Origin of the sequence: Paenibacillus paeoniae, from assembly GCF_003388735.1 — a bacterium.
Lineage (GTDB): Bacteria > Bacillota > Bacilli > Paenibacillales > Paenibacillaceae > Pristimantibacillus > Pristimantibacillus paeoniae.
Genome location: NZ_QUBQ01000001.1, coordinates 1,344,084 through 1,358,378, shown reverse-complemented (window position 1 = coordinate 1,358,378; position 14,295 = coordinate 1,344,084). Strand labels below are relative to the sequence as shown.

The following is a 14,295-nucleotide window of genomic DNA, read 5'->3' as shown; positions in this document are numbered from 1 at the left end:
TGCCTAATCGACTATCCAACTGTGTATGGTCAAAGGAATAATGTTATAAATAGTGACATAGAAGTAGGTTAAAACTATCATAAGATGCATTGGACGATTTGTCATTGTTCAAGATCACTAGAAAAATAGAAGCATATTGTACAAAAAGACTATACAAATGAAAAGAATCTATTCCATTCCCGCTCGTTATCCATTATATTATGTTATATAAACTAACACGAAAAGAGCGATGCGTTATGCTGCTAAAAGATCTCTTGCTCATTCCAGCGCTGCAACATGCCCGGCTGGCCGCTGGTGCAGAGGGTTTGTCCCGCCATATAAGCTCCGTCCATTTGATGGATGCTCCCCATAAGACTCACTTTCTGAAGCCTAATGAATTGTTGCTTACGACCGCTTATGCCATGAAAGACTCTCCCGAGGCACTTGAATCACTGATCGCCCGCATGGCTCATGCCGGGTGTGCAGGATTGGCCATCAAAACCAAACGGTTTCTCGCAGATATCCCTCCCTCTGTTATCGAAGAGGCGAATCGTCTCCAATTCCCGCTGCTTGAGCTATCGCTTGATTACTCGCTCGGGGAAGTGTTGAACGAGTCATTAAACGGTATTTTACAAAATAAAACAGATGAGCTCAGCTATGCATTGGACACCCATCACACGTTCTTTAACCTTATCCTTAATGGGGAAGGACTATCGGAAATCGTCGACAAGCTGGCGCAGTTGATTGCAAGCCCGGTCGTGATCCTGGGCCATAAGCTGGAGCTAATCTGCCTGTCATCCACAGTCAGACCAAATATTGCGCAATTGAACAATTGGATCGCACAAGCAGCGAAGCTGCAGCTTGCGCCAGGCATCTATCCCATTGAGAAGGCAACGCCAACCGAAGAAGCCCGCTACGTCATTCTCCAGCCTATACCGATACCCCAACGACCGGGTTATATTATCGCATTTTATAATGAGGGGGAAATACGCAAGCTGCATGCGCTGGCATTGGAGCAGGCCGCAAATGTGCTTGGCTTCGAACTTCTGAAGGTACAAGCGGTCAAAGACAGAGCTCGCCGGTTCAAAATTGAGTTTTTTACAGAGCTTGTACAGGGAGAAATAGCATCGGAGCAGGAAATCATTCATCGAGGAAAACAATACGGCCTGTTTCCGGCCGAATCAATGTTGACCGTTCTATGCGGGAGAGATTCTGATGAAGGAGCTGTTGCGGGTCAAGAGCATGCAGAAGCTGAACGAAGAGCAAGAGAAATCGATCAGCTTTATCACGCGTTAATGAAGGAATTCGGAAAGCTCGGCATGCCATTTGTTTTATTTACTTTAAAAGATAAGTGCATTGCACTGCTGTCCGCCAAAGAGCTGCTCAGCTCATCGGCGGACGGGAAGCTTAAATTATCCCAGCAGTTAATGGGGATCTCCGACAGGCTGTCCGCTCAGGAAAACATCGTCTTATCGTACGGCATCAGTGCCCCGATCAACAAACTGGTCGATATCCCGAACGCCTACAAGCAGTCGCTGGATGCTTATCAACTGGGCAGAAGCCACAACAAACAACGTTTCGTCCATTATTATCATACAAAGGAATTTGCCGACTTGCTCCGACTAATTCCAATGGATGACTTGCAGGAATTTGTGCAAGAAACGTTCGAGACCTGGCACGGCATTGATGAGAGCGAGCAGCGCGAGTGGCGCAAGACGCTGCGTTTTTTTTACGATAATCATGGCCATATCGGCGAGACAGCCAAAGGACTGTATATCCATCGCAACACGGTTCTCTACCGCTTGAACCGGATTGAGCAGCTTACCGGCCTGCAGGTGCGGAATGCCGCGGACAGCTTGCGCATTCGTATTGCGCTTATGATCAAAGAACTGGTTATATAGAGCGCGACTGCCAGAGCGCAAGCTGATTCCCGAACCGATCAAGAAGCTCCTTCTTCTCCGTCCCTTGCAAGAATGCAGCTTCAGCGCCGTACAAGGCGATGCGGCCAATCTCCTCCTCCGAGAAGCCCAGCTTGTCATAAAGAAGTTCATATTCCTTCGTTATTGTCGTATTGGATACGGTCAAGTTGTCGGTATTGATGGTCACAGGAATGCCCAAATCAAAGTATTCCCGAATCGGATACGACTCCAGATCTTGGACCGCTTTTGTTTGCAAGTTGCTGATAGGACATAGCTCAAGAGGAATCCGCTTCCTGCGGATCAACTCTACAATGCCGGCATCCTCCCTCATCCGGACGCCATGGCCAATTCGGCTTGCTCCAAGCAGCTCGACAGCAGTACGGACGCTTGCGGCTCCCGCAGCCTCACCTGCATGAATCGTGATGGGGAGCCCTCGCTCGCGTGCCATCGGGAATATATCCCGATAAAGCTCGGGCGGGTATGCGGCTTCCGCTCCCGCCAAATCGACCGCAACAATCCCTTTTCCTCTATATAGAGAAGCAGCCCGTATGACTTCACGATTCAGTTCTTCCGAATGTCCCCGAAGACAGATGACAATACAACGCGCCATTACGCCGAAGTCCCGTTCACCTTGCTGCAATCCTCGCAATACATATTGAATTGCGTCTTCTACCGATAGACCCAGCTTTCGATGAAGCTGCGGAGCGAACCGGACTTCAATATAGATGCAATTTTGTGCAGAGGCTTGCTCCACAACCTCATAGGCGGTGCGCTCTAGAGAAGACGGCGTGTGGAGAAACTGTCCGACAAAGTGAAATTTGTTTAAGTATTCCGTCAGGCTTTTGCATTCGCCTTCCACTTGCATATAAGGGAGCAGCTGACTCGGCTCTTCGGCAGGCAGCTCTTCTCCGATCTCGCGTGCAAGATCGATCACCGTCTCCGGCTTCACGCTTCCATCCAGATGGAGGTGAAGATCGACCTTGGGCAGGGTAAGCATCCGATTATTCATACAGAAGACCTCCTTCATATCTTATTCTATCGGCATGTGGTCACAATAACCGGTGTTAGGGACCATTTGAGCTGGTTTGAATTTGAATCTTACTATATACTGCATAAGCGAATAATGTAAACCCTATTAACCATTTACGATTGTATCCTTATTCTAGGCTTGAAACGTCTTGCATAAACACGAAAAAACGAGAGTCTGGCCTCTCGCCTTCTCCCGTTCAATCGGTCTTTCTTATTTGCCGGTCTCCACATCGCCGGTCCATGCCAGCATGCCGCCCGCCACATTCACAACATCAAAGCCTTGCAGGCTCAAATGCTCGCAAACTCGTCCGCTTCTGCCTCCGCTCCGGCAAATAAATACGACTTCGCCTACAACGTCATGAACCTCATGAGCACGCGCTTGAAATTCGGACAATGGGATCAGCCGCGCTTCTGCAATATGGCCTTCCTCCCACTCCTCTGGCTCGCGTACGTCGATCAAATTCAATTTTGCTCCAGCTTGAAGCTGCTCCAGCAGCTCTGAGGTTGTCATTTCGCGATACATCTATCCATCACCCTTCATCTCATAATCATCCATTCGAAAGCATTGTATCGTGTACAGGTATGAATGTCCATGCCAACCTTTGATTATCGCCTCGTTTTACGCTTGGCTGCCAGCAGTCTATTAATCGTGTCGCTAGAGTCGGAATGAACCTGCTCCTTATCCGAACCCGCTGCGCCAGCTGCCTCTGTTTGGGCTTGAGTGCCCAATTCAGCTCGCGCCATTCGCTCCTCTTTTTGAGATTGAGGAGTATTCTTTTGATTTGATGACAAACGTTCTGCATGAATAGATTCTGAAGATTGTGGATCCGTGCGGAAAAGAGCTTCTTCTGATTGAATCTTGGCCATTGTCCCTCCTGTAGATGAATCTTGTTCATAAAATCGGCTTCGCTCACTTGCGCGTTTCCTTAATCTGAAGACAGACGGACTCGAGTCGATCGCCACTGCAACGCTTTTGCCTGGCAGCAGCTTCTTGCGCAGCAACGTATAGCCTGCATGTCCCACTCGCGTCCAAGGAATAGACAGCCTTCTGATCGCAATATCAGCCAGCCACAGCACCAACACGATAAGAAGAAGGTCACGCGACCAATCATAAGACTGCTTGTATACAGCAGGCTGGAACTTATAGCTTTCGGAAGCCTCGTCCAATCCCAGTACCCGGCCGCCAGTAAGCACCGCAATGTTGGCCAGCAACTCATCTCCTCCATGGCTGCCAATTCGATATTCAGCCCCGTATGGAACAACAAATCCCGTTGCCATCCCATTTGTTACAGCAAGCGTATCTCCGTTCTTACTGAAACCCCCTACATAGGACAAATAAGCCCCTGGAGCTAGCTCATGAATGGAGGTCTCATATCGACCCGGTGCGACCGGCATAAGCCGCTTCACCTCCTGAATCCCGCTCGCTCCCTCCAGACTGACCCCAAGACCTTCTACCGGCATCGTATCCGCTCCTCCCGTCGACTCGACTATAAGCTTGACGCTTCCGTCGCTTGCTTCCGTTCTTGCACGGTACGGAGCACTGTCGAATTGCGGGAATGTCCACTTCACCCATTCGGTTAGCACCTGCGGCAATTGACTCCATGTCACCCAATCAGGCGCCCACTTGCCCGTCATATCGCTTGTCCAGGCTACCGAACGCCCGGCGCCATACGTCCATCGGGACAAGATCGGGTCGCCGTCATGCGACCAGAGCGCCACTTCAGCCAGCTCCTTGGGTGTAGCCGCTACATACGCACGAATCTCCGGCATCCCGTTCTGCCATAATCGATTCCAATCCCCTGCCTGCCCAATAGTCGGGATCATTTCGCCTTCCACAATGTAAGTCCGGGACATTAACACCGTCTCACGGCTAAAGATAGCGGGGATGGTACTCTGATCCTTCGTGAAATAATAGCGCCCTTTCCCTTTTGCCGCCAACCATTCCAGTAGAGTCTGATCGGCTCCGTCGCCTATTGCCACTGTCGATAAGGTCATTTCGTTTCCATTCATGCCGTCGATTACCGATTCATAGTTTTCGTTGCCGGCTGATTGCCCGTCTGTGAGCAAAATCATATGCTTACGCTGAGCATCCACCTGCAAGAGACCTTCATACCCTTTGGCAAGCGCGGAATAGATTTCCGTGCCGCCATCGGCCTGTATGCCCTGAATTTTCGTGATCACCTCATCCCGGTCAGTCAGTGCTGTAGGCTCAACAATCCAGACAGGAGCCGAATCGAAGGCGATGACGCCGACCTGATCGATATCGCGAAGCAGCTCCACAGTTCGAATAGCCGCTTCCTTCGCAAGCTCCATCTTGCCGTCCGACATGCTTCCCGAGCGATCGATGACGAGTATAAGCCCTAGCGATGGGATCTGTTTCCTACCTTGCAAATCCATATAGACGGGCGATGCCCGTTCGATCGGCGTATGAAAATAACCGCCAAGTCCAAAGCTGTCTTCCCCGCCAAGCATGACTAACCCTACGCCATAGTCGCCGACAGCACGTCCAAGCCACTCCATCGGTTTCTTAGCAATACGAGTCGCAGGCACGTTATGCAAGAGGATGCTGTCATACATCGCATATTGCGCTAGTTCAAGCGACAATTGCTCCGGACTGATCGTTTCATAGCCAATCATGGAAGCCGCCAACGCTTCTTCAATATTGCCTGACGAGCCTTGCTGGCCTTCAACAATCAGAACCGTCGGAGGGCCGCTTACACGACTGAATGCGTAGGCCGTATTATTAAGGGACTGCTCATCGCCGGCAGCATGAATTTCCGCCCGATAGCGATGAAATCCAGGCTTAAGCGCCACGCCTTGCATCGAAAAGCGATTCTCTCCTCTCTCCAATTGAATGGCGGATGCCGAGAGCTCCTGGTCATCCTCGTACAGCCTGATCTCTGCATTTCCGTCGAAGGTGCTCTGTACAGTAAGTTGAAAGCTGAATGATTCGCCTTGCTTGATCGCGCGCGGAACGATCAATTCATCAATAGCCGCGTCCCGCTTAGATTCCGTAGCGATATGAACCGTGTCTACCGTAATGCCTGCCTCATGCAATAGTCTGGATTGGCGAAGCAGATCTCCAACATTTTGCGCGCCATCGGACAAAAGAATGATGCGACCGCCATCCTTGCCAAGTAAGGACGCGCCCATTTGCAGACCCCTTGATAAATCGGTGTAACGATCATTCAGCACTGTTCGAAAAGGATACGCCCCTTCGCTTGGCAGTGGCTCTGAGGACCTTGATCGATCCGTAACGGCATGCAAGCCGATTGAAACAATGGCGCCTGTATCCCGATCCGACTTGCTGCTCCACGCTTCCGAAATCCAAGAGCCGATCTGCGACTCATTATTCATGCTGGCGGAGCGATCCCCCACAAAGACGATATGGCGCTGTTCCAGAGAGCGATAGGGCTGAATGCCTGCCAGCAACACAATCAGCAATAGCATGATAAGCGAGCGGACCGCGATTGCCGCATGTTTGCGGACTCCCCCAAGGCGCGGTGTATGCCGGTACATCCATATGATATAGGCTAACCAAGGCGCCAGGAGGATAATGACCCAAGGGAATTCAGCTTGAATGCCCACGACGATACACCTCCCATTCCGTCAATAGCAACATGAGAATAAGAACGATAGCCCAAGGCAGCAGTGACTGTGGAACCAAGGGGGAATCATGATCTATTCCTGATTCCCCCTTCTGCACTTCACCCAGCGACAAGCTGCTCAATTGGAGCTCTGGCGCAGGCTGCAGCTCATCCGGGTGCGCAGATACGGAGAGATAGCGGCTTGCGAGAAGGTCTCCTTGCTCGCTCCATTCCAGCAATCGATACAACCCCGGTATACCGGGTGCTTCTATCATGCTGCCGATGTCTACAGGAAGCAGTTGTCCCTTCCGTTCCTTCCTCACATCAGACCATTCTACCCCTTCCCATTCCGCTCGATCGATCTCCGCATGCAGGGATAGAGAGAGCATCTCTCCTGCCGACACGCTTCCCAGATCACCTTGCATGCCTCCGTTCATCCATTGCGATGATTGAAAGACTAGAACGGGAAATTCCGGCCTGAGCGGAAGATCCGTGTCTTGAAGCTTGAAGGTGTATCTCAGCCGCGGCTTGCCTTCCATTTGTCCTGCAAGAATGGCCGGCACATCGCCATAGGTAAGAACGGTGTCTCCCCAATCCCCATCCTCTGGGCTCAACCGGTTCATCCGACCGATATGAGTATCTGAAAACGTAATAAATGACAGAAGCGGATGCTCTTGCGTTTGAACAATAGCATTGTTCGGCACAGCCGACCTCTTGTCCTTCTCATCCGGATGATCAATAAGCCATAACGGCTTGTCAGCCAGCAGTTTCGACCATCTCTCGTCGTCCTTTAGCCGTTCGTAAGCGCCGTCGATCACGATCCAATCGATCCCTTCAGCCAGCTCTCCGCTTGGAGGAGTCGAGTCGACATTGATCTTAACAGGGATGACGCCAGATAAGAGCAACGCCTTCTCCAAGAACAGATTGCCTTCAGTCGAGACAACCAAGGCATGACTGCCTCCTTGAACGACGGGGAAGCCGTAAGCTACGTTGTCCATTGGAATGCGGTCAATCGCGGGGAGCAACTGGGCTTTGTAATACGCAGCTGGAGGCAATCCGGATAGTTCGATGCTTCCCCATTCTCCCGGTGCAATGTCAATACTGCGCACGGCAGCCCGCTCCAAAGGACGATCGGCATAACCGGAATAAATCTCAATAGTAAACTCCCGTTCAAGTTCTCCGTCATTGCGGATCGTTACAGCCGCATGATAGCTACCCGGCTCATTGATATCCGGACGTATGCCAAAGTGCAGAATAGAACCATTCCAATTCGGAAGATTCGAACCAACGGTTACAATTTGGAGAGGATGATAGAGCTGCAAGCCATTCGCTTCCTCCGCATCCCTCCACTGTCCATCAGTGAAGACAACTGTTGCGCCGCCATCCTTGCCCTGATGCAAGGAGTCGGCCAACGATAGGGCAGCGACATGGTCAGTTAGTCCAAAGTAAGGGGTCAATTCATCGAGCGCGTCACGCAAGACCTGTCTATTACGTTCAGATGATACGATCTCAACAGGAACCGCACCGGTAGCAATAACTGTGATCAGCCGATTATCCGGCTGACGGTCAATCCAGTTTTTTGCTTCGTCTACGGCTAGCTCGAATTTCGTTGTCAGTTGGCTCGCAGCTTCAATCTCGGCAACAGCCGTCATACTGGCCGAGCGATCGATGATGATAACAGCCCGTTCAGAAGGACTAGAAGGCCGCAGTATAACGGGCTCCATCAATGCGAGCACCAGGAGCGATGCCGCAAGCAATTGAAGCAGGAGAAGCCATCTGCTGCGCAGTCGCTGCCAAGGACGGTTCGCTTCTTGCTCTTGCAGCAGACGACGCCATAATAGATGACTGGCCACCTCGGTATCCCGATACGTCTTTCTCAAAATATACATAAGCGCAATAACCAGCAGCGACGTGAAAAACCAGGCCGATGCGGCGGACAGAAATTGCATTTCTCTCCCCCTCTCTCACTTACTCATGCTCCTCATGCAATCAACGCATCTCTGCCCTGCCATGTCTTCGCTAGCGAACAAGCACGCCTTGCTGAGCTACTAATTCTCGAATGATTTGCTGCATTGGCATACTCGTATCTACGAATGAATAAGCTGCTCCACGTTCGGAACACAGGTTGCGCAGCTTGTCCTTGTAAGCCGCTACCTCATTCCGATATTGCTTAAGCAGTCTCTCCGATACTGCTACCTCCTTGCCCGTAGCAAGCTCGCTATCGATCAGGTTAAGCTCGCCTACCCAAGACGGATGAACTTCCTCCGGGGACAGGAGCTGAACCCATACAACGCGCTGACCGGCAGCCGCAAGCGTCAATAGCGTCTCTTCAATCCCCTTCTCGAACATCGCATCCGTGAACAGCCAAGAGACACCCGGACGTCTTGGCAGTGCGCCCGGCTCCCGGAATGGCATAGACAAATCTGAGACGGCCGATTGTGTCGTTCGTGTAGCAGAATGGCTTGCATTCCCATTCTCTCGACTTTCTCTTCTCGAATGAACTCCTCCGCTATAATACTCCGCCATGAAGCGGTACAGCTTCATAAAAGAAGGTCTGCCATGTAAAGGAGGCAGGCTGTCTGCCATCCCCGTCTGATCAAATAAACGGACTTCAACTCTGTCTTCTCCTGCTAATGCCGCATAGGAAATGAGCGAAGCCAGCCTCAAAGCAACCTGCAGCTTTGTAGATGCGGCGCCGCCCGAAAATGTCATCGATAACGATCCGTCCACATACATCGTTGCATGAAGCTCTTGTTCATCCCAATATTGACGAATATAAGCTCGTCCCGTACGCCCGTATACATTCCAATCCAGCCGCCTGATATCGTCGCCCGGCGCATACGGACGGTAGTCTGCGAACTCCTGCGAGCCGCCAAGCATCGATGACCGACGCTTGCCCGCCATCGTCCCTCGCAGTCGATGACCGCCTGCCAGGCGAAGCCACTCAACCTCTGCCAAAATACCGGAATCGGGAAACAGGAGTCTGAACGCTTCCTCAGCAGTCATAGAGCTTATTCCCTTGACGGAGTTGGCATGGAGACCGGCTCCCTCCTCCCGGCTCAACGATTCGCCTCTATCGACTCCACAATAGATGCTGCGAGTCTATCTGTCGTTACCCCGAGCGCTTGCGCTTCATAGGTCAATACGATTCGATGACGCAGCACCGGGAGTGCGGCTGTACGCAGATCCTGCCACGAGACATGCATCCTACCATGGCTTAATGCACGAACCTTGCCAATTGAGATCAACGCCTGAAGTGCCCTAGGTCCCGCTCCAAACTTGGCATAACGCTTCACTTCCTCGGGAGCGTCGTCCTCTGCAGGATGCGTCATCATGACAAGCTGCACCGCCAAATCCAGTATATCCTCCGCAACAAGCAAGCTTTTGGCATCCTGCTGCAGTTCAGTCAATTCCTCGCCCGTCATAACAGAACGGGCCCTCGGAGCCTCCATAGCAGTTGTGCGCATTACGATCTGCTTCAGCTCTTCCCGAGTCGGATATTCAACCCCGATCTTAAGCAGGAAACGGTCAAGCTGAGCCTCGGGAAGCGGATAGGTTCCCTCCTGCTCGATCGGATTTTGCGTAGCCAGCACAAAAAACGGCTTCGGCAATACATGGGTCGTCCCCCCTGCGGTTACCGTCCCCTCTTGCATCGCCTCCAGCAATGCGCTCTGCGTCTTTGGCGTGGCTCTGTTGATTTCATCCGCCAGTACTAAGTTACCGAATACGGGACCCGGCTGGAACCGCTGAGCCGCCGAACCCTGTGTTCCAAAATCGATTAGCGTGGTACCCGTAATGTCGGATGGCATCAGATCCGGCGTGAACTGAATACGGGAGAACGATAGCGACACTGTGTCTGCTATCGTCCGCACAAGCATCGTTTTGCCTAGACCAGGTATCCCTTCCAGCAACGCGTGACCGCCTGCAAGCAAGCTCCATAGCAATTGCTCGACCACCGTCTCTTGGCCAACAATGACCATTGCTATTTCCTGTTTAAGCGTCGCTATTTTCTTTACAGCAGCCTGAAGCCCTTCCTTCGATTCAATCATGCGCAGTCCCTCCGCTTCTCTATCAGCCTTTCACGCGTAATAGCTGATGGCTACCTATCTTTTTCCTTATTGGCATTTATCGATTGGGCTGGATCTCGTCAAAATACTGCTTTACCTTATCCTGCATGCTAGCAGGAAGGGAAGATCTGCCAAGCGACTGCCTGGCTTCTGCAGCATATTCGCTATATACCTCTTCATAAGGGCGGGTCACCCCATCCATTATGGGGGACTGACCGCCTTGCTCGATTTGCCCGCCGGAGGAGGGTCCGCCATCCTGATAGACATCGCCTGAACCAGCCATCGTACGGGGTGTCGTCACTAACGTCCGGCTGCCTGCGCCTAATCCAGCTCCGTTGCCGCTTCCTTGGCCGTTGCCAGAACCTGTGCCGCTTTCATTCCCTTGACCACTGCCAGAGCCTACGCCACCTCCACTCTCTTGGCTGCCGGCAGAACCTATACCGCCTCCGTTTCCTTGGCCGGCACCAGACTCTGCTCCTTGGCCGCTGTCTGGTCTGCTTCCACTCCCCTGACCGCCATTAGAGCCGGGGTTCGATGTACCATTGCTCCCTGAGGTCGGCTGCTCGCCGGACGTTCCTCCTCCGGGGGTTCTGGAACCATCCTGGGAATTCCCTCTCCATGACGGCGGAATAGAACCCCCTAAACCTTGACTGCGCATGCCCTCCGCAATAGCCTGACCGCTGCGGTCAAGCTGCTCCGACATGGAGCGAGCCAGTTGCTCCAGTTCCCCCTGCGATAGCTCGCTTGCAAGCTGATTCCTTAGCTGGGATAGCGCATCTTCGCCGCTATTCTGATCAGCTTCGCTGTTGTCTCGCACTTGCCGCGCCGCCTCTCCGAACGCTGCCGCCAGCTTATCGGCGCCATCGCCCTGCTCCTGCATCTGCGACGCCAGCCCCTCTAGCGTCTCCGCCAGTTCCTTGCGCTCCGCAGGCGTCAGCCGACTCAAGCTGGAGCGAATATGATCGACAGCTTGCTCCATTGCCGCCGAATCGCGATCCTGCAGCGCTGCGCCTAACGGACGCAATAGCGGCTGTCTGTTCATGGCTTCGGCGGCAGTGTTCAATCTCTGCAAGGCTTCCTTGGCTGCATTAGCCACACGCTCAATCTCTCGCATCGCTTGATCCAGCTTCTCCAGCACCTCAACAGGTTTCAATCCGCCAGACACCAGCTCCTCTCGCAGCTTGTCAAGCGGTTTGGTCAATGCTTCCTTGACATCCTGCGGTAGTGAAAGCCTCTCCAATTCTTCCTCTATCAACTTGGCTTCCAGTTCCAGCTCATCGACAGACATCTTCATTTCCGCTTGCGCCACTGCCCGCTCTTGAAGGGGATTAGGAAGAATAAGCATAATGGCAATTCCCGTCCAAACCGCGCACAGCCCGAATAGCATGACACGTGCCGAACGCCATGAAGGCCATGGCAATCGCTTATTCAATTCGGAGACATAGCGATTAGCTGCCTCCGTCGCATCTTCCCGTTGGAGCTTTACAATAGCTGGCTCTTGCTTGTTGGCTCCGTAAGCTTCCAGACCTTCGAGCGCTGTTACAATAGCATCTTCCGTCACGGATTTATCCATTTCTATTGCGGCTTCCTTAGCCGTTGCCCTATTCCATAAGCCAAACAGCAGACCTGTGATCAGTCCGGCCATAACGAAGAAGAAGAAGAACAAGGAGGCATAGAGCAGCAGCCATAACCTTGCGACGCCGAGCACAAAAACGCCAGCCAGACTTCCTGCCAACAACCCCAACAGTGTCATACGCGACAATCTGAACAGCGTTAATCGGCGACGTACCGGCTTTAATTGTTCGATTAACGGATCATTTGCCATCTGCCTTTCCCTCCTTTTAGGCCAGGTTTAGCGTCGTCTTCTTGATACTGGTCTGAGCTTGCGTACGGCAATCCATAGTGCGATTGCTGAGATTATCGTGTAAGCCAGCATGAACTCCAGCCATAGCGGCATAGGAGCTTCTCCCCTGACTGGCCCGGCGTTTCTATGTACCATAAATACTTGATCCGATAGAGAAGGCTCTAAAATACTCATGAGCGCCGCTACCGGATTCATCGCGATGATATGGCCTACCCAATTGTAGGTAGAGCCACTTCCGGCAGGTTGCGAATAATAGTAATTCGTTGTAATGCTCAACATTACAAAATAGAGCATAGCCGTCCCAGCAAAAATGAACAGAGTGACGCCATACGTAGAAATTACCGATAGCATCGTCCGCTTCAGCAGGGTAGAGAAAAATATACCAATAGAACCTAGTGTCAGCATAATGAACAAATAGAATAAAAAGACGAGAACCAACTGTTTGGGTGAGATGCCTCCGTACAGGAACACCATGCTGTAGATCGGAATGGTGCTAAGCACAATCAGAACCATAAAGCTAAGCGATGACAACAGCTTGCTAATAATAATCGTTGCGGAGCTTTGTTGTGTCGTCAGCAGCAGATTTAATGTCTGCTTCTCACGTTCGCCGCTTATTACACCTGCGGTTAGGCCAGGTGCCATGAACGCGACCAAACCAAGCTGCGCCATTGTCAAGAAATAGAACAACATCTTGCTCTGCTCGGGATTAAAGGCAGCACCGTTTCGACCAGACAATTCCTGAGTCAAATAGATTGCAACGAAAGCCAGAAACCCAATCGCCAACAGATAGAAAAATAGGGTCCACATCGTTCTGGGCGATCTCATGCGCAGCTTAATTTCCTTATCCAACACAGGATTGATTAGATCAAACCTGCCAAGCCGTCCTCTTGTCTCATTTCTTCTCATTCGGCTCCGCCTCCTCCCCGCGTAATTTCCAGAAACACATCTTCCAGATTCGTCTGCGCCTCACTGAAGGATACGACGCGAAATCCAGCAGCCATCAGTGATTCCAGCAGCATGGCTTGTTCCTCGTCATGGCCGCCAAAATGGATCTGCCAGCCTTTATCATCTCGAAGCAATCGATTGACATAAGGCTGATCACGCAAAAAGGACTCCGCTTCCTCCTCACGTCCCAGTAGGCGAACATGCAGAAAGCGCTTGACTCGCAGTCTGTTTTGAATATCGGCTACATTGCCTACAGCGACCATTGAACCATGTTCAATGACACCAATTTCATCCACCATCTCCGCAAGCTCAGGAAGAATATGGGAGGATATAATAATCGTCTTCCCCATTGCCTTCAATTCCTTCAATATTTCGCGCATCTCGATTCTGGCGCGCGGATCAAGTCCAGAGGCCGGCTCATCCAAGATGAGCAGCTCAGGGTCATGCACCAGACAACGAGCGAGACAAAGCCTTTGCTTCATCCCGCGAGACAACGTATCGACATAAGCGTCCTTCTTATCGCTAAGATTCACAAGCTCAAGCAATTGGGGAATTAGCACTTCCCGCTCTGCCTTCGGAATACCATAGCTTGCACCGTAAAAATGCAAATACTCGGTAGTCTTGAACTGATCATACACACCGAAAAAATCGGGCATATATCCGATTCTTTTCCGAACCTCGTGCGGATTCACTGACACATCGTAGCCGTCCACCTTGGCATAGCCCGAACTTGGCGCCATTAGTGTAGCAAGGATTGCCATCGTAGTCGATTTGCCCGCCCCGTTGGGACCTACAAACCCGAACACCGTCCCTTTTGCAATTGTCAGGTCGATTCCCTCAAGCGCATGGAAGCTGCCAAATTGCTTGACCAGTCCGCGAATCTCGATCATGGGCTGTTCTTGTAA

General features: G+C 51.8%; 10 protein-coding genes. 1 reads left to right on the top strand and 9 read right to left on the bottom strand.

Annotated elements, in window-relative coordinates; genetic code table 11:
- Positions 1 to 236: 236 nt before the first annotated feature.
- Positions 237 to 1,880: a PucR family transcriptional regulator gene (locus DX130_RS06120; RefSeq protein ID WP_165861175.1), complete on the top strand. Its 1,644-nt coding sequence runs from the start codon at positions 237 to 239 to the stop codon at positions 1,878 to 1,880.
- On the opposite strand, the gene add is transcribed toward DX130_RS06120, so the two are convergent.
- The 9 genes from add to DX130_RS06075 form a co-directional block, all read right to left on the bottom strand.
- A complete protein-coding gene (gene add, locus DX130_RS06115) occupies positions 1,873 to 2,907 on the bottom strand; it encodes an adenosine deaminase (RefSeq protein ID WP_116043641.1) in 1,035 nt (344 codons plus the stop codon). The genes DX130_RS06120 and add overlap by 8 nt on opposite strands.
- 231 nt (positions 2,908 to 3,138) lie before the next feature.
- Positions 3,139 to 3,450: a rhodanese-like domain-containing protein gene (locus DX130_RS06110; protein ID WP_116043639.1), complete on the bottom strand. Its 312-nt coding sequence runs from the start codon at positions 3,448 to 3,450 to the stop codon at positions 3,139 to 3,141.
- An 83-nt stretch (positions 3,451 to 3,533) separates the two neighbouring features.
- Positions 3,534 to 6,515, bottom strand: a complete 2,982-nt coding sequence (locus tag DX130_RS06105; RefSeq protein ID WP_116043638.1) for a VWA domain-containing protein — start codon at positions 6,513 to 6,515, stop codon at positions 3,534 to 3,536.
- Complete coding sequence (locus DX130_RS06100; RefSeq protein ID WP_116043636.1) at positions 6,499 to 8,463, bottom strand: vWA domain-containing protein; 1,965 nt, start codon at positions 8,461 to 8,463, stop codon at positions 6,499 to 6,501. Before DX130_RS06100 ends, DX130_RS06105 begins: the two co-directional genes overlap by 17 nt.
- Before the next feature lie 70 nt (positions 8,464 to 8,533).
- Positions 8,534 to 9,577: a DUF58 domain-containing protein gene (locus DX130_RS06095; RefSeq protein WP_116043635.1), complete on the bottom strand. Its 1,044-nt coding sequence runs from the start codon at positions 9,575 to 9,577 to the stop codon at positions 8,534 to 8,536.
- Complete coding sequence (locus DX130_RS06090) at positions 9,574 to 10,563, bottom strand: AAA family ATPase (RefSeq protein WP_116043633.1); 990 nt, start codon at positions 10,561 to 10,563, stop codon at positions 9,574 to 9,576. The genes DX130_RS06095 and DX130_RS06090 overlap by 4 nt, the downstream gene beginning before the upstream one ends.
- A gap of 76 nt (positions 10,564 to 10,639) precedes the next feature.
- Complete coding sequence (locus DX130_RS06085) at positions 10,640 to 12,406, bottom strand: hypothetical protein (protein WP_116043631.1); 1,767 nt, start codon at positions 12,404 to 12,406, stop codon at positions 10,640 to 10,642.
- Between the two features lie 27 nt (positions 12,407 to 12,433).
- Positions 12,434 to 13,351 (bottom strand): ABC transporter permease, encoded by a 918-nt coding sequence (locus tag DX130_RS06080; protein WP_116043630.1) that lies wholly within the window; start codon positions 13,349 to 13,351, stop codon positions 12,434 to 12,436.
- Positions 13,348 to 14,280 carry an ABC transporter ATP-binding protein gene (locus tag DX130_RS06075; protein WP_116045767.1) on the bottom strand — a complete coding sequence of 311 codons (933 nt, stop codon included), beginning with the start codon at positions 14,278 to 14,280 and terminating at the stop codon, positions 13,348 to 13,350. The genes DX130_RS06080 and DX130_RS06075 overlap by 4 nt, the downstream gene beginning before the upstream one ends.
- Between the last annotated feature and the right edge of the window lie 15 nt (positions 14,281 to 14,295).

Bases quoted from the DNA above. Each gene is read 5' to 3' on its own strand.
- DX130_RS06100 (WP_116043636.1), bottom strand. From the start codon at position 8,463: ATGCAATTTCTGTCCGCCGCATCGGCCTGGTTTTTCACGTCGCTGCTG.
- DX130_RS06120 (WP_165861175.1), top strand. From the start codon at position 237: ATGCTGCTAAAAGATCTCTTGCTCATTCCAGCGCTGCAACATGCCCGG.
- DX130_RS06085 (WP_116043631.1), bottom strand. From the start codon at position 12,406: ATGGCAAATGATCCGTTAATCGAACAATTAAAGCCGGTACGTCGCCGA.
- DX130_RS06080 (WP_116043630.1), bottom strand. From the start codon at position 13,351: ATGAGAAGAAATGAGACAAGAGGACGGCTTGGCAGGTTTGATCTAATC.
- DX130_RS06090 (WP_116043633.1), bottom strand. From the start codon at position 10,563: ATGATTGAATCGAAGGAAGGGCTTCAGGCTGCTGTAAAGAAAATAGCG.
- DX130_RS06075 (WP_116045767.1), bottom strand. From the start codon at position 14,280: ATGATCGAGATTCGCGGACTGGTCAAGCAATTTGGCAGCTTCCATGCG.
- add (WP_116043641.1), bottom strand. From the start codon at position 2,907: ATGAATAATCGGATGCTTACCCTGCCCAAGGTCGATCTTCACCTCCAT.
- DX130_RS06110 (WP_116043639.1), bottom strand. From the start codon at position 3,450: ATGTATCGCGAAATGACAACCTCAGAGCTGCTGGAGCAGCTTCAAGCT.